At 60.7% G+C, this 24,929-nt stretch carries 23 protein-coding genes, 1 tRNA gene and 2 pseudogenes; 12 read left to right on the top strand and 14 right to left on the bottom strand.

What is annotated here, in order from left to right; genetic code table 11:
* Window positions 1–47 precede the first annotated feature (47 nt).
* The 5 genes from DTP52_RS26080 (at window position 48) to DTP52_RS26060 (ending at window position 4,113) form a co-directional block, all read left to right on the top strand.
* Window positions 48–797, top strand: a complete 750-nt coding sequence (locus tag DTP52_RS26080; RefSeq protein WP_109755929.1) for a YgcG family protein — start codon at window positions 48–50, stop codon at window positions 795–797.
* A 28-nt stretch (window positions 798–825) separates the two neighbouring features.
* Window positions 826–1,443 carry a TPM domain-containing protein gene (locus DTP52_RS26075; RefSeq protein WP_109755928.1) on the top strand — a complete coding sequence of 206 codons (618 nt, stop codon included), beginning with the start codon at window positions 826–828 and terminating at the stop codon, window positions 1,441–1,443.
* 227 nt (window positions 1,444–1,670) lie between these two features.
* A complete protein-coding gene (locus tag DTP52_RS26070) occupies window positions 1,671–2,888 on the top strand; it encodes an SAM-dependent methyltransferase (RefSeq protein WP_109755927.1) in 1,218 nt (405 codons plus the stop codon).
* A 219-nt stretch (window positions 2,889–3,107) separates the two neighbouring features.
* Window positions 3,108–3,689, top strand: coding sequence for a DJ-1/PfpI family protein (locus tag DTP52_RS26065; protein ID WP_109755926.1), 582 nt, complete (start codon window positions 3,108–3,110; stop codon window positions 3,687–3,689).
* A gap of 79 nt (window positions 3,690–3,768) precedes the next feature.
* Window positions 3,769–4,113: a YegP family protein gene (locus DTP52_RS26060; protein WP_109755925.1), complete on the top strand. Its 345-nt coding sequence runs from the start codon at window positions 3,769–3,771 to the stop codon at window positions 4,111–4,113.
* 160 nt (window positions 4,114–4,273) lie between these two features.
* Here DTP52_RS26060 and DTP52_RS26055 read toward each other — a convergent pair whose 3' ends face one another.
* A complete protein-coding gene (locus DTP52_RS26055; protein ID WP_109755924.1) occupies window positions 4,274–5,293 on the bottom strand; it encodes a DUF4917 family protein in 1,020 nt (339 codons plus the stop codon).
* 141 nt (window positions 5,294–5,434) lie between these two features.
* Here DTP52_RS26055 and yiaY point away from each other — a divergent pair, with 141 nt between their 5' ends.
* A complete protein-coding gene (gene yiaY, locus DTP52_RS26050; RefSeq protein WP_109755923.1) occupies window positions 5,435–6,583 on the top strand; it encodes an L-threonine dehydrogenase in 1,149 nt (382 codons plus the stop codon).
* Here the strand turns inward: yiaY and DTP52_RS26045 are convergent.
* Together DTP52_RS26045 and DTP52_RS26040 are read right to left on the bottom strand one after the other, a co-directional pair.
* Window positions 6,580–7,743 carry an MFS transporter gene (locus tag DTP52_RS26045; RefSeq protein ID WP_109755922.1) on the bottom strand — a complete coding sequence of 388 codons (1,164 nt, stop codon included), beginning with the start codon at window positions 7,741–7,743 and terminating at the stop codon, window positions 6,580–6,582. The two genes, yiaY and DTP52_RS26045, sit on opposite strands and share 4 nt — an antisense overlap.
* A gap of 13 nt (window positions 7,744–7,756) precedes the next feature.
* Window positions 7,757–8,992, bottom strand: coding sequence for an aminotransferase class I/II-fold pyridoxal phosphate-dependent enzyme (locus DTP52_RS26040; protein WP_109755921.1), 1,236 nt, complete (start codon window positions 8,990–8,992; stop codon window positions 7,757–7,759).
* Window positions 8,993–9,250: 258 nt separating this feature from the next.
* Between DTP52_RS26040 and fos the strand changes: the two genes are divergently transcribed.
* The 3 genes from fos (at window position 9,251) to DTP52_RS26025 (ending at window position 11,957) form a co-directional block, all read left to right on the top strand.
* Entirely contained in the window at window positions 9,251–9,667 is a 417-nt protein-coding gene (fos, locus tag DTP52_RS26035) for a fosfomycin resistance glutathione transferase (protein WP_109755952.1), read from the top strand.
* A gap of 183 nt (window positions 9,668–9,850) precedes the next feature.
* A complete protein-coding gene (locus DTP52_RS26030; protein ID WP_109755920.1) occupies window positions 9,851–11,200 on the top strand; it encodes a GGDEF domain-containing protein in 1,350 nt (449 codons plus the stop codon).
* 253 nt (window positions 11,201–11,453) lie between these two features.
* Window positions 11,454–11,957 carry a DUF4142 domain-containing protein gene (locus DTP52_RS26025; protein ID WP_109755919.1) on the top strand — a complete coding sequence of 168 codons (504 nt, stop codon included), beginning with the start codon at window positions 11,454–11,456 and terminating at the stop codon, window positions 11,955–11,957.
* A gap of 86 nt (window positions 11,958–12,043) precedes the next feature.
* Here DTP52_RS26025 and DTP52_RS26020 read toward each other — a convergent pair whose 3' ends face one another.
* The 4 genes and pseudogenes from DTP52_RS26020 to DTP52_RS26005 form a co-directional block, all read right to left on the bottom strand.
* On the bottom strand, window positions 12,044–12,448 hold the full coding sequence (locus tag DTP52_RS26020) for a low affinity iron permease family protein (protein ID WP_109755918.1): 405 nt from the start codon (window positions 12,446–12,448) through the stop codon (window positions 12,044–12,046).
* A 371-nt stretch (window positions 12,449–12,819) separates the two neighbouring features.
* The gene (locus tag DTP52_RS26015; protein ID WP_109755917.1) at window positions 12,820–13,230 is read right to left on the bottom strand and encodes a type II toxin-antitoxin system HicB family antitoxin; all 411 of its coding nucleotides are present in this window, start codon (window positions 13,228–13,230) and stop codon (window positions 12,820–12,822) included.
* Between the two features lie 40 nt (window positions 13,231–13,270).
* Window positions 13,271–13,447: pseudogene (locus DTP52_RS26010) on the bottom strand (type II toxin-antitoxin system HicA family toxin); the annotation flags it as partial.
* Between the two features lie 282 nt (window positions 13,448–13,729).
* Complete coding sequence (locus DTP52_RS26005) at window positions 13,730–14,359, bottom strand: LysE family translocator (RefSeq protein ID WP_109755915.1); 630 nt, start codon at window positions 14,357–14,359, stop codon at window positions 13,730–13,732.
* Between the two features lie 145 nt (window positions 14,360–14,504).
* Between DTP52_RS26005 and DTP52_RS26000 the strand changes: the two genes are divergently transcribed.
* The 3 genes from DTP52_RS26000 to DTP52_RS25990 all read left to right on the top strand — a co-directional run bounded on the left by DTP52_RS26000 (window position 14,505) and on the right by DTP52_RS25990 (window position 15,879).
* Window positions 14,505–14,987, top strand: coding sequence for an Lrp/AsnC family transcriptional regulator (locus DTP52_RS26000; protein WP_024616088.1), 483 nt, complete (start codon window positions 14,505–14,507; stop codon window positions 14,985–14,987).
* A 378-nt stretch (window positions 14,988–15,365) separates the two neighbouring features.
* Entirely contained in the window at window positions 15,366–15,560 is a 195-nt protein-coding gene (locus DTP52_RS25995) for a hypothetical protein (RefSeq protein WP_109755914.1), read from the top strand.
* 133 nt (window positions 15,561–15,693) lie between these two features.
* Complete coding sequence (locus tag DTP52_RS25990) at window positions 15,694–15,879, top strand: hypothetical protein (RefSeq protein ID WP_109755913.1); 186 nt, start codon at window positions 15,694–15,696, stop codon at window positions 15,877–15,879.
* 184 nt (window positions 15,880–16,063) lie between these two features.
* Here the strand turns inward: DTP52_RS25990 and DTP52_RS25985 are convergent.
* From DTP52_RS25985 to uca, 7 genes and pseudogenes are all read right to left on the bottom strand, one after another.
* Window positions 16,064–16,137: transfer RNA gene (locus DTP52_RS25985), tRNA-Gly, on the bottom strand.
* Between the two features lie 162 nt (window positions 16,138–16,299).
* Window positions 16,300–17,184, bottom strand: a complete 885-nt coding sequence (locus DTP52_RS25980) for an alpha/beta fold hydrolase (protein WP_109755912.1) — start codon at window positions 17,182–17,184, stop codon at window positions 16,300–16,302.
* A 310-nt stretch (window positions 17,185–17,494) separates the two neighbouring features.
* Window positions 17,495–18,187 carry a pseudouridine synthase gene (locus DTP52_RS25975; protein ID WP_109755911.1) on the bottom strand — a complete coding sequence of 231 codons (693 nt, stop codon included), beginning with the start codon at window positions 18,185–18,187 and terminating at the stop codon, window positions 17,495–17,497.
* A 35-nt stretch (window positions 18,188–18,222) separates the two neighbouring features.
* The gene (locus DTP52_RS25970; protein ID WP_109755910.1) at window positions 18,223–18,441 is read right to left on the bottom strand and encodes a cysteine-rich CWC family protein; all 219 of its coding nucleotides are present in this window, start codon (window positions 18,439–18,441) and stop codon (window positions 18,223–18,225) included.
* A pseudogene (locus DTP52_RS25965) lies at window positions 18,434–19,045 on the bottom strand (GGDEF domain-containing protein); the annotation flags it as partial. The gene DTP52_RS25970 and the pseudogene DTP52_RS25965, both read right to left, overlap by 8 nt.
* A 354-nt stretch (window positions 19,046–19,399) precedes the next feature.
* Complete coding sequence (gene atzF, locus DTP52_RS25960) at window positions 19,400–21,175, bottom strand: allophanate hydrolase (protein WP_109755908.1); 1,776 nt, start codon at window positions 21,173–21,175, stop codon at window positions 19,400–19,402.
* Window positions 21,176–21,197: 22 nt separating this feature from the next.
* Window positions 21,198–24,827 (bottom strand): urea carboxylase, encoded by a 3,630-nt coding sequence (uca, locus tag DTP52_RS25955; protein ID WP_109755907.1) that lies wholly within the window; start codon window positions 24,825–24,827, stop codon window positions 21,198–21,200.
* Window positions 24,828–24,929: the final 102 nt, after the last annotated feature.

The following is a 24,929-nucleotide window of genomic DNA, read 5'->3' as shown; positions in this document are numbered from 1 at the left end:
GAGCAAGCTCAGCTCCCACACCCGCTCGCTCCCACACAGGAGTTACGATGCGAGTGTTGAAAATTGGCCTGGTGCTGTTGCTCTGGGTGTTTGCAGTCACGGCCCAGGCCGAATTGAAGTTTCCGGCGCTGACCGGGCGGGTGGTGGACACCGCCCAGATGCTTGACCCGTCGGTGCGCGGGCAACTGGAGGCGCAGCTCAAGGCCCATGAACAGGCCACTGGTGAACAAGTGGTAGTGGTCACGCTGGCGGACCTGCAAGGCAGCAGCATCGAAGACTTCGGCTATCAACTGGGACGCCACTGGGGCATCGGGCAGAAGGACAAAAACAACGGCGCGCTGCTGATCGTCGCCCGGGATGACCGTAAACTGCGCATCGAAGTGGGCTACGGTCTGGAGGATCGCCTGACCGACGCCCAGAGTTCGGTGATCATCAACCAGGTGATTACCCCGGCCTTCAAGACGGGCAATTTCAACAAAGGCATCAGTGATGGCGTCGCGGCGATGCTGGTGGTGTTGGGCGGCAGTCCGCTGGATGAACCGACGCCGGCATACAGTGCGGACGGGCAGCAGGAGCAGGGTGATTTCGTCGAGCGCCATCCGGGGCTGTTCATCTTTCTGGTGATCCTGTTTATTTTGACGATATTGGTGTGCCAGATGCTCGGTATCCTGCCGAGCGGAAGCGGTGGCTCCAGCCGTTCGGGCGGAGGCGGTGGAGGCTTCGGCGGTGGAGGCGGTGGGGGCTTCAGTGGTGGCGGTGGCAGTTTCGGGGGCGGCGGTTCGTCGGGCGGCTGGTGACAATAATAATGAGCAGGCACTTTTGACCATGGCATTACTGACTGAACACGAACAACGCAAGGTCGCCGAAGCCATTGCCCGGGTCGAGCGAGATACCGACGCCGAGCTGGTCACCGTGTTGGCCGCTCGCGCCGACGACTACGCCTACATCCCATTGCTTTGGGCCAGCCTGTTGGCTCTGGTGGTGCCCGGCGTGGTCCATTACCTCACCGGCTGGCTGGCCATGCACAGCCTGTTGCTGGTGCAGTGGGTCAGTTTCATTGTGCTGTGCCTGGTGTTTCGCATCCCCAGGATCACCACGCACCTGATCCCCCGTTCCGTGCGTCACTGGCGGGCCTCCAACCTGGCGCGCCGGCAATTCCTCGAGCAGAACCTGCACCACACCGTGGGCAGCACAGGCATGCTGATCTTTGTTTGCGAGGCCGAGCGCTATGTGGAAATCCTGGTGGACGAAGGTATTTCCAAGCGCCTCGACAACAAGAACTGGGACGCCATCGTCGCGGCGTTCACCCAGCAGGTCCGCCAGGGACAGACGTTGCAGGGCTTCGTGACGTGTATCGAGGCCTGCGGCGAATTGCTCAAGGAGCACGTGCCGGTGACCCAGGAGCGCAATGAATTGCCGAATCGGTTGGTGGTGCTGGGCTGAAAATTTCCCGCCAGCACAAGCCTGTGGGAGCAAAGCCTGTGGGAGCAAAGCTTGCTCGCGATGAACGATAACGCGGTGAGCCTGCACTATCGCGGCGTATTCATCGCGGGCAAGCCTTGCTCCCACAGAGGCTACTGCTCACTACACGAACTTTTCCGTGCCCTCGCTGCCCATCCCCCCTAAAATACCCGCCATTCCCGATTCGCCCGCCCCGAGGCCGCTTGTTCATGTCCGCCACTGCAACCCCCGCCCGTTCCGCGCCGAATCACCACGCCCAGTTCATCGAGCTGCTGAACGCCAGCCTTGCGCAAAACACTTTCATCAAACTGGTTCTGGCCAAGTACGTCGGCGACGAAGCGGACCTGCAGCGGCTGATCATCAAGCAACTGACGGTCAAGGACCAGCCGTGCCTGTCCTTCGTCTACCGCTACAAGACCCGCGACATCACCAAGAATTTCCCGCTGGCCGAAGGCGTGGACACCATCGCCGCGCTGTTGCCAGCGTCGTTCAAGAACGCGCATTTGCTGGCGGTCACCGACGAGGCGCAGTTGGAATACAGCAAAAAGGGCAAGAGTTCGCTGTTCAAGAGCAAGCCCCAGCAACTACGGGAAGTGCCGTCTGCCGAGCACAATCGCGAGAAAAACCGCTTCCTCGACCTGAGCCGGCCTTTTTTGGCCGACCTGGGCGTGACCAACCACAAGCACGAGCTGATCCCGGCGATGTCGCGCAAGTGGAAGCAGATCAACAAGTTCATCGAGGTCTTCAGCCATGCGCTGACGTCTTCGCCGCTGGCCCTGGACAAACCGGTGCGGGTCTCGGATTTCGGTTCGGGCAAGGGTTACCTGACCTTCGCCATCCATGATTACTTGCGCAACACCTTGCAGGCCGAAGGCGTGGTGACCGGTGTCGAGTTGCGCGAAGACATGGTCAAGCTGTGCAACGAAGCCGCCGCGCGCCTGGAACATCCTGGCCTGAGCTTCCAGCACGGTGACGTGCGCAGCGTGGCGCCAAGTGCGGTGGATGTGATGATCGCCTTGCACGCCTGTGATATCGCCACTGATTACGCGATCCACATGGGCATTCGTTCGGGCGCCTCGATCATCATGTGCTCGCCGTGTTGCCACAAGCAGATCCGCCTGCAGATTCAGAGCCCGGCCTTGCTCAAGCCGATGCTGCAATATGGCCTGCACCTGGGCCAGCAGGCGGAAATGGTTACCGACAGTTTGCGGGCGCTGTTCCTGGAAGCCTGCGGCTACGAGACCAAGGTTTTCGAGTTCATCTCCCTGGAGCACACCAACAAGAACAAGATGATTCTGGCCGTCAAACGCGCCGAACCGGCGGACCCCTCCGAGCTGCTGGCCAAGATCCAGGAGCTCAAGGCCTTCTACCACATCTCCGAGCACTGCCTCGAAACGCTGTTGCGGGCGGATGGATACCTCGCCTGACCTACTGACACATTACCCCCTGCTCGCGATTGAACGATGACGCGGTGTGCCTGATAAACCGCGCCGCCTGAATCGCGAGCAGGCTCGCTCCCACAAGTTGCATCCAGCCTCCTGCGGTATGCAGCCCGTCAGGTAATCGCCGCTTATCCCTCATCTACCGACGTGCCGGTCTACCTTTAATGCGTTAACCCCTCACGCATTCCCAAAGGAGCCCTTCCCATGGCGGCCAAGAAAATCCTGATGCTGGTCGGCGATTACGTCGAAGATTATGAAGTCATGGTGCCGTTCCAGGCCTTGCAGATGGTCGGCCACACCGTGCATGCCGTGTGCCCGGACAAAACCGCGGGGCAGACGGTGCGCACAGCGATCCATGATTTCGAAGGTGACCAGACCTACAGTGAAAAACCGGGGCACTTGTTCGCCCTCAACCATGACTTCGCCAACGTCCAGGCCACCGACTACGACGCATTGCTGGTGCCGGGTGGACGCGCGCCGGAATACCTGCGCCTGAATGAAACCGTCCTGCAACTGGTGCGTGATTTCGACCTGGCGGGCAAGCCAATCGCCGCCGTATGCCATGGCGCGCAACTGCTGGCGGCGGCGGGCATCCTCGAAGGGCGCGAATGCAGCGCCTACCCCGCGTGTGCCCCGGAAGTACGGCTGGCGGGCGGGACCTATATCGACATTCCCGTGACCCAAGGCCATGTCCAGGGCAACCTGGCGACCGCACCGGCCTGGCCTGCGCATCCAAGCTGGCTGGCGGGGTTCCTGACTTTGCTGGGCACGGCCATCACTTTGTAAACGCTGCATAGCGCACTGGCAGGACAAGCGCAGCGGGTCTTTACTCTCGGGGCATGTCTTCATTGCCAGGAGAAAAATCATGTCCGGATGGTACGAAATCAGCAAAAGCAGCAGCGGCCAGTTTCGGTTTGTGCTCAAGGCGGCCAACGCCGAGACCATTTTGACCAGCGAGCTGTACACCACCCGCAGCGGTGCCGATGGTGGCATTGCTTCGGTGCAGAAAAACAGTCCGTTGGCCGAGCGCTATGAACTCAAGAACACCAAGGACGGCCACCCGTACTTCAACCTCAAGGCGGCCAACCACGAAGTGATTGGCAGCAGTGAGGCGTATTCATCGGACGCCGCCCGGGACAAAGGCATCGCCAGCGTCAAGGCCAACGGACCGACGACGGTCATCAAGGACAAGACCGTGGTGGCGCTCTGACAGGACGGTAATAAGAGGATCTGTGGCGAGGGGACCTGTGGGAGCAAGGCTTGCCCGCGATGCAGGCGCTGCGATTGTGCAGGCTAGCCGAGTTATCGTTCATCGCGAGCAAGCTTTGCTCCCACAAGTGAACCCCTCGCCACTCAGGGTTACCCTGCCTTTAAACCTCCACCGGCACCGACAGCTTCGGATCGCCCAGCGGGTGGCTCTTGGCATCGAAGAAGCGCAATTGCACCTCCAGTCCCTGGAACACCTTGGCGTAATGGCGCTTCTGATGCTGGATGAACGCCTGGCTACGGGGATAGATCGAAATCGCCACGGTTTTCGGTGCGGCCAGGCGCAGGGCATGGACAATATGCCGGTCTTGCTCGCCCAGGGCCTGGCCGAACAGACACAAGTTGTCGCCGTGCTGCAGCAACTGCTCATAGCAGAACGACAGGTAGTCGCTGCTGCGGATGGTCTTGAGCTTGTCGCTGCTGGGGCCTTCATTGACGAACAGCGGCACGTCGTCGAGGGTCTTGAGGGTGTTGTTGATGGCGAAACTGCCGAGCAAGGTGCCTTCGGTGGAGGTGAGCTTGCGCGCCGTGCCGTCCTGGTTACGCACCAGGTGCAGGCCGCCGTGCAAGTACAGCAGGCGCGGTTTGTCCGTGGTCGCCTGGCTCAGGTCGAAACTGTGGTCATCGCCCAGGAACAGGTCGCTGATGGTCTCGGGCGCGTGCTGGATCGCCCAGTAGTTGAGCAGGTCGTAGTTGGTGGTGAACACCGTGCGGTAGCGTCCCAGCTCCTGGTTGAGCGTCGCCAGGGTCGAGGGTTGCACCAGGCGCCATGGGATATGCACCGCATGCACGGTGTTGATCAGCGCTTCCTTGATCGCGTAGTAGCGATTGCGCGGGGCGGCAGAGCTGACGGCCAGGGCCTTGTTGATCCGACTGGTGGTTTTCAGCGCACCGAGCACCTGTTCGAAACTGCGGGTTTGCATCGCGTCGAACACGCTCAGCTCCGACGGGCTCAGGGGTTTTTCTTCGACAACGCGGGCATTTTCGAACAGCGAGTCATAGCCGAAATCGTCCCACACCGCGCGGCTGGCTCCATTGCCCACCAGCAGGCCGCTGAAGGCGGTATCGGCGCGCACGGCCTCCCAGTCTTCGAGCCGGGTGTCGTATTCCTGGAAATCGGTCATCGCAAGGGTCATCTCAAAAACGTGGCAAAGGCAGGTCGCGACTTTATCACGACCCAGTCTTGAGCCAGATCAAGATACGTCATGACTACTGGGTCATTCTGTAGGCCCGCCGATCCGGCCTCTATCCTGGAGCATGACCTCATGAGCAGCACTTTTTTCATTCCCGCCGTGAACATCATGGGGCTGGGCTGCCTCGATGAAGCAATGACCGCCATTCGCAACTACGGCTTTCGCAAGGCCCTGATCGTAACCGACGCGGGGCTGGCCAAGGCCGGTGTCGCCAGCAAGGTGGCTGAGCTGCTGGCACTCCAGGATGTCGACTCGGTGGTTTTCGACGGTGCCAAGCCCAACCCAAGCATTGCCAATGTCGAACTCGGGCTGGGGCTGCTGAAGGAGAGCCGGTGCGACTTCGTCGTGTCCCTGGGTGGCGGTTCGCCCCACGACTGTGCCAAGGGCATCGCCCTGTGCGCCACCAATGGCGGGCAGATTCGTGACTATGAAGGCGTCGATCGTTCGAGCAAACCGCAATTGCCGTTGATCGCCATCAACACCACAGCAGGCACCGCCAGCGAGATGACCCGTTTTTGCATCATCACCGACGAGACGCGCCACGTGAAAATGGCAATTGTCGATCGCAATGTGACCCCCCTGATGTCGGTCAATGATCCGGCGTTGATGGTGGCAATGCCCAAGGGCCTGACGGCCGCCACCGGTATGGATGCGCTGACCCACGCGATCGAGGCTTATGTCTCCACCGCCGCCACGCCGATTACCGATGCCTGTGCGCTGAAGGCCATCACCTTGATCAGCAACAACCTGCGCCTGGCCGTGCGCGACGGCAGCGATCTGCCAGCCCGGGAGAACATGGCCTACGCGCAGTTTCTCGCAGGGATGGCGTTCAACAATGCGTCGTTGGGTTTCGTCCACGCCATGGCGCATCAACTGGGTGGTTTCTACGACTTGCCTCACGGTGTGTGCAACGCGGTGCTGTTGCCTCATGTGCAGAGTTTCAACGCCTCGGTATGCGCTGCTCGCCTGACCGACGTGGCCCATGCCATGGGCGTCGATACACACGGAACCAGCCCGGAAGAGGGGGCCCGGGACGCCATTGCGGCGATCCGCAGCCTGGCTCATGACGTGGACATTCCGGCCGGTTTGCGTGACCTGGGCGTACGCCTCAACGACGTACCGGTGCTGGCCGCCAACGCCTTGAAAGACGCCTGCGGCCTGACCAACCCACGGGCGGCGGACCAGCGGCAGATCGAAGAGATTTTCCGCAGCGCGTTTTAAGCGGCCCGGGGCGGCACGCACCTCACACAGAGCATCGCCGCCGCCCCCAGCAGTACGCACAACGCCGCCAGCGGCCATGCCTGTTGGCTCAACGACAGGCTGGCCATGGCGCCGATCACCGAGGCCATCAGTTGATGCAGAAACCCGCTCAACGCCATGGCATAGGCGCCGGCCACCGGTGAGCCTTCGTTGGCCAGGGACAGGCTGATGGGGTAGGTCAATGACTGGCCAAACACCGCGAAACAATACGGCAGCCAGAAGAGCAACGCGATGCTGTCCAGGGTAAGGCTGCCTGCCAGCATGGTCGCGCTGCCGCCCAGCACCAGCGCGATGCCCCAGCCCATCATTCGTCGTTGGCCGGTACGCAGTACAAAAGCGTTCACCGCCAGCGCCCCGAGCAAGTACGCCGCACTGACCGGCCAGCCCAGCAGGCCGTATTCAATGGGCGACCAGTGGAAGCTTTCCTGCAGGATCAGCGGCGCTGCGGTATTGAAGGCGACGATCACGCCGTAACCCAGCCCACCGGCCAATGCCGGCAGCAGGAACGCGCGCTGTCGGAGTATTTGCCCGTAGATACCCCACGCCGATTGCCCGTTGCTGGCGTTTACCAGCACCGGGAACCGAGCCCGGGACACCGCTGCCGCCATGGCCAGGCTGACGGCGCCCAAGCCCTGGAAAATCGCTTCCCAACCGAAAGCGGCCTGGATCAGCGAGCCCAGGTACTGGCCGATCCCGAGGGCAATCACAAAGGCGATGGATATCCATGACAGCGCCTTGGCCAACAGGTCGCCGCTGAAACTGTCACGGATCAATACTCGCGCCATCACCGAGATACCGCTGGCGCCGATGCCCTGGATCAACCTGAGCGTCAGGAACGCCTCCACGGTTGTGCCCATTGGAAGGGCCAGGTTACCCAGGCCGTATAACCCCAAGGCCGCCAGCAAGACCGGCTTGCGCCCCAGGCGTTGGCTCAGGCTGCCCCACAGCAACATGGGCAGCGCCATGCCAATCAGATACACCGACAAACCCCAGGAAACCCGGGACGCATCGGCGCCCAGGTCCCGGGCTATATCGGGCAGGGCCGGCAAGTAGATGCTCATGCCCAGTTGTGCCAGGAAGACGGTGGTGCAGGTGACGATCAGGGTTGTACGGTTCTTCATCGAGCGTCCTGTCTCAAGGGCGGATGTCACGCCCGTGGGTCAGCAGCAGTTCGGTGATCTTTTCGCAAAACGAGCGAATCACGTTCGGCTCCATGTCGGCGCGCAGGGTAATGCGAATAGCCGCCTTGCCTTGCGGCACCACGGGGAAAAAGACCGCCGAGGTGAAATACCCCAGTTCGGCCAGTTCGACCGCCAGGCTGTTGGCCAGGGCCGCTTCACCGCAAGGCACCATACGGATTGCCATGGGGTTGCCGCGCTGTTCGGTACGCACGAGGCTGTCGAAGAGGCGAATATTAGCCTGTAAGCGCTCCTGCAAGGTGCTGAATTCCCGGCTGCGGTGCAGGCGGATCGAGGCCATGCCGGCGCCGATGGCTGCTGCGTTCAGGCTCTGGGACCAATTGCTCGGCCCACCATAACGCTGCACCAGCGCCTTGTGCCGTTCACTGCCAAACATGACCAGCCCGCCACTGGCGCCAAATGACTTGGCCAGGGAAGCCACGATCAGGGTGCGTTCATCCACGGCAGGGACGCGCGAACGGACCAGGCCCGCGCCGGACTCCCCGACTGCGGACAATGCGTGGGAGTCATCCAGATAGAGAAACAGACCGTAGCGTTGCTTGAGATACATCAGGCTGTCGAGGTCCGCCAACCCGCCCATGCTGTAGGCGCCGTCAGCCACGTACGCCACGCTGCGCTGGCGTTTGCACATGTCTTCAATGAAATCCATGTCGTTGTGGGGGCAGGTGATGACCTGGGTTTCATCGGCGCAGGCGGCCTTGCTGTGGTTCATCGAGTAATGGGCGTGTTTGTCGAACACCATGACGGGCGAACAATTGTTGGTGAACGCACCGCTGGCCAGCAGTGGCAGGATTCCAGCGCTCGCCGCGCTGCACGACAGGGCACTGAGACAACTGGCGCCAAACAGCTCCGACAATTGGGTTTCGTACTGGTCCAGGATCGCCAGCTTGCAGCGATTCTTTGAGTTGGCGACCCGAAGGGTTCCGGTTTCCCACAGTGTGGTCATGGCGCCGTCCAGCAACGCGGGGTGGTAGTCCAAGCCCAGGTAGGAAGTGGTGCAGAAGTGATGGAAGGTGCGACCGTATTGGTCGACCAGCACGTTGGGTGTCTTGACCTCGACATTCAGCCCTGAGACTTTTCCGGCCTCGGTGCTCTGCCAGTTCTGGTCTGCGAGGGAAATGACCTTGCGATAGTTGGTGAAGTGGTGGGGCGCTTGAGCAGTCTGGTTCATGGTGCGATTACATTCCTTGGTGAGTGGTGCTGTCCGTGGGGTGTTTCAATAGCGGTGTGTTTCCAGACTTTACAGATTGTTGTGCAGGGCTTTGAATCGGCTGTTTCCGGCGTGTTTGAGTGTCACTGGAGATTTCTGCGTAGGACTTTGCCTAAGGCCCTGGGCGGGGAATCCCTCGGCGACGTCGGAGCTTGGGAACGTCATGGGTTCGCCCCAAGCCCGCTGGGTTATCACTATTTTTCTGAAGGTTGCTTGCTGATGCTTTCTGGCCTCAATCATCTGACCCTTGCCGTCACCGACCTGGATCGCAGTGTGGTTTTTTATGGCGAGCTGTTGCAGCTGCGTCTTGAGGCCAAGTGGAACAGCGGGGCCTATTTGTCGCTGCCGGGATTGTGGTTGTGCCTGTCTTTTGACCCGTTGCGCAGGGCTGAGCCGGCGCTGGACTACACCCATTACGCTTTCAGCACCAACGCCGAGGATTTCCCGGCGCTGGTGGCGCGGCTGAACGCGGCCCGGGTGGCGTCGTGGCGGGATAATCGCAGCGAAGGGGATTCGTTCTACTTTCTCGACCCGGATGGGCACAAACTCGAGATTCACGTAGGAGACCTGGCATCCAGGCTGAAGGCCTGTCGGCATGCTCCTTATGCCGGAATGGAGTTTTTTACGGAGCCGTGAAGGGGCGGCTCTCTGGAGGCGCAGGCGATGAGCCCTGCTTATCTCGCGCAGTTTGCATACTGATCACCTACGCTATCCTCATCGTATGATGGGTGCGCGTCGGGTCCGCACGCTGTACCAGCGTGGTGAACCGGCGATCCCCGGTTCACTCACCGCCGCATTGTCCGGATGACCTCCTGCCCCATGGACACTCGAAGCTCCGCGCCGCTGGCCAGCTACATCGACCTTCTGCTGGACGCCGTGTGTGCCGTCGACGGTCAAGGGCGTTTCGTGTTTGTCAGTGCCGCCTGCGAACGCATTTTTGGCTACACCCCGCAGGAGCTGGTCGGCCAACCAATGATTGACTTGGTGCATCCCGCCGACCGCCAGCGAACCCTCGAGGCGGCGCGGGAGATCATGAACGGTGAGCCCAAGCTCAATTTCGAGAACCGCTACCTGCGCAAGGACGGTCGGGTGGTGCATATCCTGTGGTCGGCACGCTGGTCGCCGGCGGATCAACTGCGCATTGCCGTGGCCCGGGACATCACCGAACGCAAGCAGGCCGAGTCCCGCCAGGCGGCGTTGTATGCGATTTCCGAGGCGGCCCATGCCGCGGCTGACTTGCTGGCGCTGTTCAAGCGCATCCACCTGATTATTGGCGAGTGGCTACCGGCGCTGAATTTCTCGGTGGCACTGTATGACGAGCAATGCGCGCAACTGAATTTTCCCTATCACGTTGACGACCGGGAAGGGCAGCCTGAACTGCCGGGCACCGTTACCGGGCGTTTGTGCGCCGAGGTGATTCGCAGCGGCCAGCCAATCCTGCTGACGCCCGGTTGCAGCCAGCTGCCGTCGGGGTTCGCCGACCTTGTGGCGCAGCCGGACGCGCCGTGTTGGCTGGGCGTGCCGCTGAACTCGCAAAGCGGCACGATTGGTGCGCTGATCGTCAGGAGTGCGCCGGACACCGAGCGCTACACCGAGCAGGACAAGGAACTGCTGCAATACGTCTGCGCACAGATCACCATCGCCATCGAACGCAAGCAGTTGCACGCCCGGTTGCAGCACATGGCTCAATACGATCAGCTGACCCAGGTACCCAACCGCGAATTACTCCGTGAACGGTTCAAGTGTGCACTGGCGACCGCCCGCGCTGCATCCGGGCGCATGGCCTTGTTGTACATCGACCTGGACCGTTTCAAGCAGGTCAATGACACCTATGGCCATGGGGTTGGCGACATGCTGTTACAAGCGGTGGCTAGTCGGCTCAAGGGCTGTATACGCGACACCGATACTGTGGCGCGTATTGGCGGAGATGAGTTCGTGGTCTTGCTGCATAGCATCCAGGCCCTGGAGGATGCCCACGGCGTGCAAGAAAAAATCCGTCATGCACTGGCCCAGCCACTGCGTCTGGACGGCCACTGCCTGAGCATCGAACCGAGTATAGGTGTGGCCTGTTTCCCCGACCATGGCACTGAAGATGTCGCACTGTTTCGCCATGCCGACGAGGCGATGTATGCCGCCAAACGCCACAATCACAGGGCGTTCGGTATCTGATAGCGCACCACCGTTCGTCGTGGTGCCGCTGGCTTTTTTCAACCTTTCGAGCGTTGTCCTTTTCAGATGTCAGGCGGGCTCCGCTCGCCGGAAACATCGTCCATGATCGAACGAAGAGGCTTGAAGCGGGTCGCAGAAGTAGGAGAACCCCCCTCGCGGCTGTTGACAGCTACTCAGCGGAAAGCGAAATCGGGTGGGTTCTGATTCAGAGGCGGGAACCCCGCCAGAACTTTTATCAGAGGAGGGCGCGACCATGAGCCGTATGGCCAGCTTTTTTCGCACCACCAGTGTCATCGTACTGATGGGCCTGGGTGCCAATAGTGCCTGGGCCCAATCGCCTGCCGAATTCATCAACGATGCTTCAGCCAAAGGCATGGCCGACATCGAAGCCAGTCGCATGGCCCACGGGAAAGCCGAATCCAGAGAGGTCAAGGATTACACCATCATGGTGATCAATGACCGTACCACCGCCAATCAACACCTGGCGAAGATCGCCAAGAAGCTCGACTTGCCTGTCGCTCCCCGGGAGGAAGTGGCTGACAAGGCCAAGGCCTTGATGCCGCAGGTCCAGGAAGGCGAGTCCTTCGAGGCTGCTTATGCCGCCAGCCAGGTCAAGGCCACTGAAGAGGCCATCGCGCAGATCCAGCAGCAGGCCCAGACTACCGAAGTGCCGGAAATCAAGGCCTTCGCCGATGAGACCCTGCCTAAGTTGCAGACCCATCTCGAAATGGCCAGGGCGTTGCAAGCCAGCCGCTGATCCGCTGGTTTTTGTATCCAGGACCGGGACGTTCGCGTCCCGGTTGATTTTTGCCTGTCGAAGGAGAACCTTTCAGCGCATCTGCGTCAGCACTGGTTCAGGTCCACTTTGTTCTTTTCTTCCAGGCCTTCAAGGTTCTTGGCTTCGCCCTGGCCCATGGCTTGGTAGTGCTTTCTCAGCGCCTCCAGTTGCTTGAGGTCCAGCGACTCGAGCCCGAGCATTGCATTCTGCGCCTCCTTGGTTGCTCGCAGTAACTCATCGACCTTGAGGTGCAGGATGTCGGTATCGCGGTTCTGCGTGTTTTGGATCAGGAACACCATCAGGAAGGTAATGATCGTGGTTGACGTGTTGATGATCAGTTGCCACGTGTCATTGAACTGGAAAAGAGGTCCGCTAAGGGCCCAGAGCACCAACAACACGATGGCCCCCAGAAATGTCTTTGGGCTTCCCGCCCAGAGAGCCAGTTTTTGAGCGATTTTTGCGAAGGTCATTGCTGTGTTCCTTATGGATGCACCTGTCTGGTGTGACAGCAATGAAACGATGAAAATTCTACTTACATTTCAGTCGCCAACATCCGTCGACGTTCATCGGCCGGCACGATGACAGTCGCAACGATTGCCACTCTCGCAGGTCACTGCTGAAAGCCCTCGGTATCGGAGTACATCATGAATCTCGCCCGCACTTTTTGCCTCGCCTGCGCTTTGTCGCCCTGCAAGGCTGTTTCGACAACTCGGATAACGAGACCAAGGACAACACTGATGGCACCAAGTCTTCGGTGCAGATGCAAGAGTCTGGAAAGGAGAGCAAATAACGTATAGCTGAAACCTGTGGGAGCTCGCTCCCACAGGTTGTGGCGGTTTTCTCACCGGCCTTGCTGCAACACCTTCAGCGCTGCCGAAGCGAGGAAGCCGGATCGGCTCTTCTCTTCAGGATGGTGCAACACATATTCATCAATACGATTGAGCAGGTAGCCGGGCAGCGTGATGTTGAGTTTCTGCGCCTTGCCCAGGTACTTGGTCACATCGATGTCCACCAGCGCCCAGGTGCAGCCGGCAAATTTCGGATTGGCTGCGTGCAAGGTAACGGTGTTGGCCGGTGGAATCGGCGAACCATCTTCAGCCAAAATCTCGAAGTGTCCCTCAATGGCCTCACGGGCCATCGCCATGGCCTCGTCCAGGTCGTCGCCTGCAGAAAAACAACCGGGAATATCCGGCACTTCAACACCCCAGGCGTGCTTGTCATCGCCCATGGAAATCGCAATCGGGTAAAGCATATTCATCGTCCTCCGGGAACGTCGCGCAACGAGCCGGCTGAAGCAGCGCCTGTTGCAAAATACTGATGGCCGTCTTCTTGAGCAGGTCCTTCTTCGGATGAGGAACCGTGACCAATCCCGGTTTGGTCGGGTGCCTGAAGTGATGGTGGCTGTCCCGAACCCGCACCAGATACCACCCGTCTGCAATGATTTGGCTTATCAAAAATCGGCTATTCACAACACCTCCGTGTGGTGTGCTTGGTGGGTACTATACCTACTGAAAATTAATGATCAACACTATACCTACCAGGGACGCCACTGGTGGGTTCGCGCAGGCATTGCAACGAAGTCTAGAAGCGGTGTTGTACAAGGGCGGCAGAGGGGCAGGGTGGGTTTATTTCGGGATGTGAGACAGGGCGAAAAATGCGGGTGGGGCGAGGGAGCTTGCTCCCGGTGGGGGGCGAAGCAGCCCTGGATTTACAGCTCAAACACCAGGAGCCACTCCGCGAAGCTGCGGTCGCTATGACTGCTGCACAAACGTCAGCCGTACAGCAAAACCAATCAGAAGACTCCCGAACAACCACTGCTGTACACGCTGGGCCGAAGGCGATCGCTGAAGCCAGCGTCCAAGTGCGACACCCACCAAGGCGTAAGTGCTATCGAAGAGCAGGCCGACGCCGACCAGCACCACGCCCAGGGTCGCGAATTGCCCCAGCACCGGCCCGCCCTGTGGATCGATGAATTGCGGTAACAACACTGAACAAAACAGCAAGGCCTTGGGGTTGAGCAGATTGGTCAGCAGCCCACGCCGAATCGCCTGGTACCAACGCCGCTTTCCGACCTCGACAGTGGCGTTTTCAAAACTCGGCACCAACGTGCTCCGCAGGCATTGAAAACCGATCCATAACAAGTAGGCAGCCCCGGCCAGGCGCACGACATCGAATGTCCATGGCGCGGTCTTGAACAAGGCCGAAAGCCCCAGCGCCGCCAGTGCAACATGACACCCACGAGCAATCCCCAGGCCCACCGCCGTCGCCAGCGCAGCGCCCCTGCCCTGACGGGCACCGGTTTGCAGCAGCAGGATCATGTCCGGCCCGGGCAACACGTAGACCACCATCAAGGCCATCAGGAACAACCAGAGCTCTGCCATGCCACACCCCCTTCATCGACGATTCGCGAGTGCCCAGTCTATGGCGTAGGGGCAGGGCAGGTGGTTGCGAAGTCAGCTTCTAAAGCTTCATTAATGGGCATAACCTGCCAGCTATTCGCACCATTCCATCGGAAACTGCCAATTCATGAAACTGGATGCCTTCGATCGCAAAATCCTCGCCGCGCTGCAACGCGACGGCCGCCTGAGCAACGTGCAACTGGCCGAAGAAATCGGCCTGTCCCCGTCACCCTGCCTGCGCCGGGTGCGGATGCTCGAAGAGGCCGGTGTCATTCGCGGTTATCAAGCCATCCTGGACCGTGATGAAGTGGGGCTCGGACTGACGATCTTTGTCGGCGTGAAGGTTGAACGGCACAACGACGAACAAGCCGAAGCGTTTCGCCAGGCGGTTACGGCATTGCCGGAGGTGATCTCGGCTTTTCTGGTGTCGGGTGAATCGGATTTTCTGTTGCAAGTGGTGGTGCCGGACCTGCGGGCCTACGACCGTTTTCTCACCGGGCGGCTGCTGAAACTGCCGGGGGTGAGCGATATCCGCAGCAACTTTGCGATCCATACGGTGAAGACGCCGGGGGCGTTGCCGTTGGGGCATTTGCCGGGCACTGAGCAATGAACGACACAAGTGGGCGGCCAAGATCCCAAAAGCCCCGCTGTGAAAAACACCGGGGCTTTTTGTCTTGTCGTTAGGTGGGAATTTTGCGACTCCCATTCTCAAGCGTTGGGTCTATCTATTGTTTCTCGGCTTTTTTTCTAACTCAACTTTCGGTCTTGGCGTAATGACTAACAACGTAGGCGCGCGCCCTACGCAATTCTCGGATTCTGCCTACAAGCTAAGCGAGAGTCGCCCGCTATCTCCAATTGCTCGGATAGGAAATAGTGCTTCTCCGACGGACTATGCAATGGGCAATGAGTGATTGACGCCCGACAGATTTTGTCGGCGTTGCAGAAAGCGACGCTTGGGGCGGTGTCCCAAACCTTGGAAGGATGATCAATGCTTCAGAACGACCGCGATAATTTAGAGCTCGATAAACTATTGGTCGAAACCCGAAAATTGTTGGCTGAGACTCGCAAGCTTACGGCCGAGGAAACGAAGCTGAAGCACGAAGCCTTCTGGTACCCATACGCAGTAGGGGCTGGAGTAGTGACCGCCATTGTCGCTGTTGCGGGTTTTGGGATTAAAATTTGAGCGCCGGTTCGCCGCAATGCGCCAATACCCACCCTACATGACGGGTACTTGAGCTTTGCAAGCACACGGCTCACATTGCTCGAAATGGTTTACAGACTCAGCACGGCCCGCGACCTCGGAGGAGAATGAGACGATGCCTACACATCGCAGTTATCAAGCCAGCATCGAGCAATTGCATCAAGAGGTAGAGGCGTTAGCTGAAGAGATGAGGCGCCCGACTCCGACCACAATCCGGGTTACGTTGCTGCCGTTCAGCATCGGTGCTGCGTTCGCCCTGACCCTGTTTACCGTTGTCGCTTTTGTCGCAAAGCATGTTTGATTCCTGGTCGCCCTGTGAGATCGCAAACAAATTATCGGCGTCTATGCACCCTTGCTCTCTTTCATAGATCCTTGGTGTGAGCGTCAGGGGCGCAACCTCCACAAACACCAGACCAAAAAAAACCGGCCACCAAGGGCCGGTTTTTTATCCCTCGCCAACACACAGCGCGGGACCAGAATTCGATTGGAGCGGGTGAAGGGAATCGAACCCTCGTTATCAGCTTGGGAAGCTGGAGTAATGCCATTATACGACACCCGCTCAGAGCGGCTGACTTTGTACCAGATGTGGGCACGGATTTGAAGTTTTTCTTCACATGGCGTGCGGTCAGTCGTCTATGCGAGCCTCAAACCAGAGCGGTCGTTGGCGGGCAAGCCCCGTTGCTGAAGGCGCAGGATGGGGCTTGCTCGCCAGGACTCGGTTTCAGATGGCCAGTGCATGGTAGCTCTGCACATAGCTATAGCGCGGTCGGCTTTCGTGGTGTTCCGGTGTGAGGAAACCCATCAAGGCGTTGCGGCTGTCGCGGCAGGCGGCTTTGTGTTCCATGTCCAGGAAGTGCCCGGTGGCTTGCAGTGTGCTGAAGGTGCTGTGCTCGACATGGTTGGCGAAGAGCCTGGCGTCGTCGGCCGAGGTGTATTCGTCCCATTCGCCGTTCAGGAACAGCACCGGCACGTTGATTTTCTTGGCCGCATTGATGTAGCACTGCTGGTCGCTGTTGAGCACGTCGGTGATGTGGAAGCGCATCTGCCCGTACTCATGTTCGGCCAGACTGCTGACATGGCGATAGTTGAAGCGCTTGAACAGTGGCGGCAAATGCTTGCCGATGGTGCTGTTGACCAAGTGCCCGACACGGTCGCCGTCCAGGCTGCCCAGGTAATCCACACCGCGTTCAAGGTAGTCGCGCATCGGCGCATTGAGCACTGGCGAGAACGAGCTGATCACCGCTTTTTCGATGCGTCGTGGCCGGTGGGCCAAGGCGCTCAGCGTGGCGGCGCCACCCCAGGAAAACGACAGCACGTGCTCGGCGGCGAAGTGGTCGATCAGTTCCAGGAGGATCTGCCCTTCGATCTCCTTCGTCAGCATTTTCTCGTGCCGATTGTGGGCCTTGGACTTGCCCGCGTAGGGCTGGTCGTACAGCACGACATTGAATTGCGGGTAGAGGTTTTTGGCGGTCTGTGCAAACGACGCGGTGGTGGCCATTGAGCCGTTGACCAGAATGATGGTCTTTTGTGCGGCGTCTGCGCGATAGAACTCCGTGTAAACCCGATACTGACCCTGTATATCCAGCACAGCGATTTCTGGCCTCATGTCATAAGACTCCTGGCAAGCGGGTATGCGCGCAATGAGATTGCACGGGCAATGTGACAGGTAGGCATACGCCTGGAAGATAAGGCCCATGTCGATCCAGAAAAATGGTCGACGGGTGTTGTTATAGGCGGGCAGTTCGCCGGCGGCACAAGGCGGAACCTGAGGGTTCCAGCCGGCAAAAAGTTTCTTGGAAGTATGTTGTGACTCATCGGTCACATTTCGGCCGACGGTTTGATTCAAGCAGGGGGACGAGCGTTGCGCAAGTACCTCTTGGAAAATTGTTCGACACTTCTGCCCAGCGGTAGCGGGTTCAGATGAGATGGACTTCTTCGGAGCTCAGGGCGCGGTATTGGCCCGGTTCGAGATCGGCGTCCAACGTCAGCGGGCCCATGCGCTCGCGATGCAGGCGCAGTACCTTGTTGTTGAAGTGGCCGAACATGCGCTTGACCTGATGGTAGCGCCCTTCAACGATGCTCAGGCGCGCCGATCTTTCCCCCAGCAGCGTCAGTTCTGCCGGTTGGGTGGTGAGGTCTTCGAAGGCAAAGTACAGGCCCCGGGCGAAGGTGTCGGCATATTCGGCGGTAATGATTTGCTCGGTTTCGACGTAGTAGACCTTGGGCAGTTTGGTCTGCGGTTGGGTCAGGCGCCGTGACCAGGTGCCGTCATTGGTGATCAGCATCAGCCCGGTGGTGTTGAAATCCAGGCGCCCGGCGATGTGCAGGTCATCCTTGTCCGCTTCGTCCAGCCAGTCGAGGACAGTGGAGTGTTGCGGATCGCGGGTCGCACTGACGCAGCCGGGTGGCTTGTGCAGCATGAAGTAGCGCGCGGGGCGGCCTGCTTGCAGCACTTCATCGTCGATTTCAACGCGACTGAATTCACGTACGGAAGCATGGGGATCGCTGACGACTTGGCCATCGATCCGCACCCGGCGCTCCACCAGCAACAGGCGTACTTGTTGGCGATTGAATCGCGGCAGATTACTGAGGAAACGGTCGACGCGCATGGGCAGTTCAGGCAGGGCAGCGGAGGGCGGGTATCTTACGCGATTGGTCGAGGCTTGGCGCGCAACTGGGCTTCGACCTGCGCGCAACGCGGGCACAGGCAGGCGCGATCACGCAGCTCGGCTGGCAATGCCTCGAGCACGGCCGGGTCGATGCTCACGCCGAAACACCAGCAGGCCCGGTCGACGGTTCGTGGGTCGGCCAGGGTGCAGTCATTGGCGCCACCGCAGGCCGGGCAAAGGTCGGGTTTATTCATAACTGGAGTGAGGCATTTCCACGCAGGTTCGGTTGCACCCGGTTTGCCGGGCGCGTTGCAGTGCATGATCGGTCCGCGACAGCAGGCTGTGCAAGGTGTCTTTGTCCTGCAAGGTGGTGAGGCCGAGACTGACGGTGACCAGCAGTTGTTTTCCACTGCAGAAATAGCGCTGCTTTTCGATGTACTGACGAATTTTCTCAGCGATTTTCAGACCGGTCTGTCCATCGGTGTCCTTGAGCAGGACGACAAAGGCTTCAGTGCTCCAACGACATACGATGTCCGAATGCCGCAGGCTTTGCGTCAGGTCGCGAGCGAATCCGGTCAGTAGTTGATCGGTGGCGATATGACCATGGAGGGTATCCAACCGTTTGAAATCGTCCAGTTCCAGCAGCAGCGCAGTCAAGGGTTTGGGCTCGCGCTGGGCTTCATGCAGGGCCTGCACAGCCAGCAGGTCGAAGCCACGGCGGTTTGGCAGTTCGGTCAGGCTGTCGAGAGTCGCTTGGGCATCAATGCGCTGTTGGTAGCTGTTGATCAGCCGATAAACGATTATCAGGACAACCAGCATCACGAGGGCGCCGATCAGCAGGTTCAAGTACAGCGTCTTGAGCATGTGGTCGCGTACTGAGGCATGGGCTGCGTAATAGCCCAGCAATGCAATGATCAGGAATCCTGTACCGAGCAGCGCCGCCACGGCCAGGAGCGGCTTGTGCTGGGAATACAACGGCGAACGGAGCGACATGGCGTTTCCCTTGGCGCAGACCCAATGAAATCAGTTTAGTGGCCCTGTGGGAAAAGGTGCTCGGATTTGCAGGTTTGCAAGATTGTGGCGAGGGGATTTATCCCCGCTGGGTCGCGAAGCGGCCCCAATGCACTCTGTCTGATACACCGCGCTGACAGGTTTTGGGGCTGCTGCGCAGCCCAGCGGGGATAAATCCCCTCGCCACAGAGTACTGTTTACTCAAGGGTAATTTAGATAAGCCCGCCATCCCCCCAAATGACTGATGTCCTGCGCGCCCTCCAAACCATATGCCTCGCAGATGAATCCGCTTTCCCAGCGGCCATCGGCCAGTTGCACCTTGCCCAGTCCCAACGGTGCGGGGATGCCAGTCAGGAATGAGCCCAGTTCACTGCTTGGCAGTTCCCAGACCTCGACCTCGATCGCCACGCCGCCTTCGTCGACCCGAAGCATGCCGGGACGCAAGGGTGGGCCGCCGGCCAAGGCATAAAGGCGGTAGTCCGCCGAGCTTTGGGTGACCTCGATCAGCCGGGCACCGCGTTGCTTGAGTTGCCAGTTCAGCGCCAACCCGTCCAGGTGTGCGCCACACACCACCAGCCGCGCGCGGTCGTGGCGAGCCGGGGCACCGGGAACTGGCAAGGCCTTGTCCCGTTGACGCTGCAAGGCATCGGCCACGCTCAAGAGGTACTGATCGGTGAAGGCTCGACCGAACAGCGTCACTCCCCAAGGCAAGCCGTTGGCCATGAACGCACTGGGAACGGCGACGGCGGCGTAGTCCAGCAGATTCATGAAGTTGGTGTAGTAACCCAGCTCCGAGTTGCGTAGCACGGGTTCGGCGGCCAGTTGGGCGAGGGTCACCGGACGGCCGATGGTGGGTGTGAGCACGCAATCGAGCGCGTCCATGGCGCGGTCGCATTGGGCTTTGAGCGCTTGCAAACGGTACCGGGCGCGGAAGGTTTGTACGCCATCTACCGTCGGTGCTTTCGCCAGGACGGCGCGGATGACCGGCAGTACGGCCTGCGGCTCGCGCTCTATCAATGGGCCGGCAACGCTGTAGCGTTCGGCTACCCAAGGTCCTTCATAAAGCAACCGCGCCGCTTCCAGGAATGGCGACAAGTCCAGTTCCACGGCTTCGCCGCCCAGGCGTTCGAGCCGCTCGATGGTTTCCATAAACAGTTGCGGACCTTCAGGGCAGCCGAAAAATGCCAGGTCCTGCTGGCGCGGCACGCCGAAGCGAAAGCGCCGGGGCGCGCCGAACGCGGAGCCATCGTTCCACTGCGGGTTGTGGCGGCTGTAGTCGTCACGAGGGTCTGGACGGGCCGTCAGTGCCAGTAACTGGCTGGCTTCTTTCGCCGTGGCCGTGAAGGTCGTGACGCAGTCCAGCGTGCGACAGGCCGGGACCACGCCCGCCGTGGAGATCAACCCCAGGGTGGCCTTCAACCCCACCAGGTTATTCAGTGCTGCAGGCACTCGACCGGAGCCGGCGGTGTCGGTGCCCAAGGCAAAGCTCGCCACGCCCAGGGCCACGGCCAGCGACGAGCCGGCGCTCGAACCGCCTGCCGGGTAGTCGGGCAACACGCTGTTGCGGCAAGCGCCGTAGGGCGAGCGAGTGCCATTGAGCCCGGTGGCGAATTGGTCGAGGTTGGTCTTGCCCAGGGGGATCGCGCCCAGTGCCAGCAATTGCTCGACGACGGTGGCCGAACGGTCCGGCACGTAGGCAAACGCCGGGCAGGCGGCCGTGGTCGCAATGCCGGCCAGGTCGATGTTGTCCTTGATGGCAAAAGGAACACCGTACAGGGGCAGGCTTTCCAGGTCGCGGCTTTCCAACGCGGCCAGGTAGGGTTCCAGTTCTTCGACCGTGAGCAGGTGGATGAACAGGTGATAGTCCGGATTCAACGCCGCGGCTTTTTCCCGCAGGCCCAATAGCAATGTGCGTGGCGTCAGTTCGCCGCTGCGGTAGGTATTGCGCAGGTCGTCCAAGCGAAGAGAGAGGTTCATGGTGTTAATCCTTTGATTGAGTTCAGTCACGGTCCAGTACCACGACGCGCTGTCCGGCGCGCACCGCCGAACCGGGCTGCACGCGCACCTCGCGCACTACGCCAGCCGAGGGCGCAAGCAGCGGGATTTCCATCTTCATCGACTCCAGAATCACCAGCACATCACCGGCGGCGACCCGCGCGCCAACATCCACCTGAACCTGCCAGAGGTTGCCGGCGATGTGGCTGTCGACGCTCAGTTGATTCTCGCTCAGCAGCGAATCTTCGCTTGGCGCGATGGCCGCTTCTTCACTGTCGAAGTGCGCCTGGCCACTGGCGATCCAGCGCTCGCGCTCGGCATCGAAGGCGCGTTGTTGCTGCTGTCGGAACGCGGCGATGCTGTCCGCCTCCTGCATCAGGAAACGCTGATAGTTAGCAAGGTTGAGCTGGCTGTGTTCGATGTTCAGGTCGAAACGGCCCAGGGGGAAATCCCGGCGAATGCGCAGCAGTTCATCGGCGCTGACCGGGTAGAAGCGGATCTGGTCGAAAAACCGCAGCAGCCAGGGCTTGCCGTCGAATGCGGCGACATCCCGATAACGATTCCACATCTGCAACGTGCGGCCGACGAACTGATAACCGCCGGGACCTTCCATGCCGTACACGCACATATAAGCACCGCCGATGCCCACCGAGTTTTCCGCGGTCCAGGTCCGGGCCGGGTTGTATTTGGTGGTCACCAGCCGATGGCGTGGGTCCAGCGGCGTGGCGACCGGTGCGCCGAGGTAGACGTCTCCCAGGCCCATCACCAGGTAGCTGGCGTCAAACACCGTGCGTTGCACTTCGTCGAGGTTGGGCAGGTCGTTGATGCGTCGGATGAACTCCAGGTTGCTCGGGCACCAGGGCGCGTCCTTGCGCACCGTGGTCATGTATTTTTCGATGGCCAGTTGGCAGGCCGGATCATCCCAGGACAATGGCAGGTGGACGATGCGCGAGGGTACTTGCAGGTCCTGTGCGGCGCACACCGCGTCCCATTCACCGACAATGATGCTCAACAGGTCGGCCAGGGGCATTCGCTCGGGTTGGTAGTGCACTTGCAATGAGCGAATGCCCGGCGTGAGGTCGATCACGCCAGGCAGTTGCTTGTGTTCCAAAGCCTGCATCAAGGCGTGGCCGCGAAAGCGCAGTGCCAGGTCCAGTTCGGGGGCGCCGATTTCCAGCAGCAGATGGGTGTCGCCGGCTAATCTCGCCACGAGGCGGGTATCGTCCTGGGCGATATCCAACACCACAGGCGACCCCCACCCCTGTGGGAGCGAGCCTGCTCGCGATGGGGCCATATCAGACACCGCATCAACTTCATTGCGAGCAGGCTCGCTCCCACATTGATCCCATTCCAAGGCCAGTGAGCGGGCGGTCTTCAGGTCCACCGGCACGAACCGCACCTTGTCCCCCGCCTTGAGTTGCCCCAATTGCCAGAGGTCGGCCTCGATCACCGTCACCGGGCAGACGAAACCGCCCAGGCTCGGGCCGTCGGGGCCGAGGATGACAGGCATGTCGCCGGTGAAGTCCACGGCCCCGATGGCGTAGGGGTTGTCATGGATGTTGGAAGGATGCAGCCCGGCCTCGCCACCGTCGACGCGTACCCATTCGGGTTTCGGCCCGATCAGGCGTACGCCGGTGCGGCTGGAGTTGAAGTGCACTTCCCAGGCCGTGTCGAAGAATGTCTGGATGTAGCGCTCGGTGAAGTATTCGGGCGCGCCGTGCGGGCCGTAGATCACGCGGATCTGCCGCACGCTCGGCAAGTCCAGCAGCGGCGCGCTCGTTGGCGGCAAGGTCGAGTGCTCATCCAGCGGCGCCAGGTGCAGCACGTCACCGGTGCACAGCGCTCGTCCGCCGTGGCCGCCAAACTGGCCGAGGGTGAAGGTGCTTTTACTGCCCAGGTAATCCGGCACTTGCACGCCGCCTTGCAGGCACAGGTAGCTGCGCGCCCCGGCGCCAGAGATGTTGCCGATCGCGAGGGTGGCACCGGCACCAATCGACAACGGAGTGTTCATCGGCACGGCTTCACCGTCGAGCGTGAGGGCAATCGCCGCACCAGTCACCGCCACCCGGGCAGCGCAGTTGAAACGCAGCAGCGGCCCGTTCATGGTGATTTCCAATGCCGCTGCCCCGTCTTCGTTGCCCAGCAGGCGATTGCCCAGGCGCAGCGAACGGCTGTCCATCGGCCCTGACGGCGGCACCCCGACCGCCCAATAACCGAGGCGGCCGGGATAGTCCTGGACGCTGGTCTGGGTGCCGGGGCTGAGGACTTCAACGGTATTGGCGCGATAGACCAACGCTTCCAGGCAACGCGTCCACGGCTGGCCGCTGGCGAACGGCGCGTCGAGGAGAATCTGTTGCAGGTATTGGCGGTTGGTTTCGACGCCGTACAACAGGCTTTCGTCCAGCGCTTGATGCAAGCCCAGGCGCGCCTGCTCGCGGGTCGGCGCCCAGCGAATGACTTTGGCGATCATCGGGTCGAAATAGGGCGGGATCTGGCAACCGGCCTCGACCCACGTGTCGATTCGCAGTTGTGTACCGTCGGCCTGGGGGAAATTCACGGCAGTCAGCAGCCCTGGGCTCGGCTGGAAATCCCGGCCCGGATCTTCGGCGTACAAGCGCGCCTGGATCGCGTGGCCCTCGGCTTTCAGACCCTGGCTCAATTCGCTCAGTGGCGGCAGGTCACCGGCGGCCAGTTGCACCATCCAACGCACCAGGTCCACGCCCCACACCTGCTCGGTGACGCCGTGCTCCACTTGCAGGCGGGTGTTCACTTCCAGGAAATAGAAGCGTCCCGCGTCGCTGTCGAAGACGAACTCCACAGTGCCGGCGCTGCGGTAGTTCACGGCCTTTGCCAGTTGGATCGCCGCTGCGCAGAGCTCGTCGGCCATGCCCTCGGGCAGATTCGGCGCAGGCGTTTCTTCGAGGACTTTCTGGTTGCGCCGTTGCACCGAGCAGTCGCGCACGCCCAGGGCGATCACCTGGCCCTGGCCGTCGCCGAACACTTGCACCTCAAGATGCCGCGCGCGCTCGATGTACTTCTCGATGAACACCCCGGCATCGCTGAAGTTGTTCTGGCCCAGGCGCTTCACTGTTTCGAAGGATTCGCTCAGCTCGGCGGCACTGCGACACACGCGCATGCCGATGCCGCCGCCGCCGGCAGTGCTTTTGAGCATCACCGGATAGCCAACCTGCGTCCCCGCCAGCAGCGCGGCGTCGAGGCTGTCGAGCAGTTCGGTGCCTTCGAGCAGTGGTACGCCGTGTCGGCGCGCCAGGTCGCGGGCGGTGTGCTTGAGGCCGAACACCCGCAGTTGCTCTGGCGTCGGACCGATGAAGGCGATTCCGACAGCCTCGCAGGCTTCGGCGAAGGCGGCGTTTTCCGAGAGGAAACCGTAGCCGGGGTGAATCGCCGTCGCGCCGCTGCTTTTGGCGATCGCCAGGAGCTTGTCCACCGCCAGGTAAGTAGCGGCCGCCGCGCCTTCGCCCAGGCAGTGGGCTTCATCGGCCTGGAGGATATGCAAGCTGGCGGCGTCGGCCTGGGAATACACCGCGACGCCTTCGACTTTCAGTTCGCGCAAGGTCCGCAGAATGCGGCAGGCGATGGCGCCACGGTTGGCGATGAGGATTTTTTCGAACATGGCATTGCCCCCTCAGGCATGAGCGCTGCCTGAACTGGGATGCGGGCCGTCCCGCGGTTTTCGATGGCCGCCGGGGTCGTCCCTGGCGGCAAACTTCCAAAC

Source organism: Pseudomonas sp. 43mfcvi1.1 (assembly GCF_900115935.1).
In the GTDB taxonomy this organism is placed as follows: domain Bacteria; phylum Pseudomonadota; class Gammaproteobacteria; order Pseudomonadales; family Pseudomonadaceae; genus Aquipseudomonas; species Aquipseudomonas bijieensis.
This window is presented reverse-complemented; position numbering and strand designations above follow the sequence as displayed.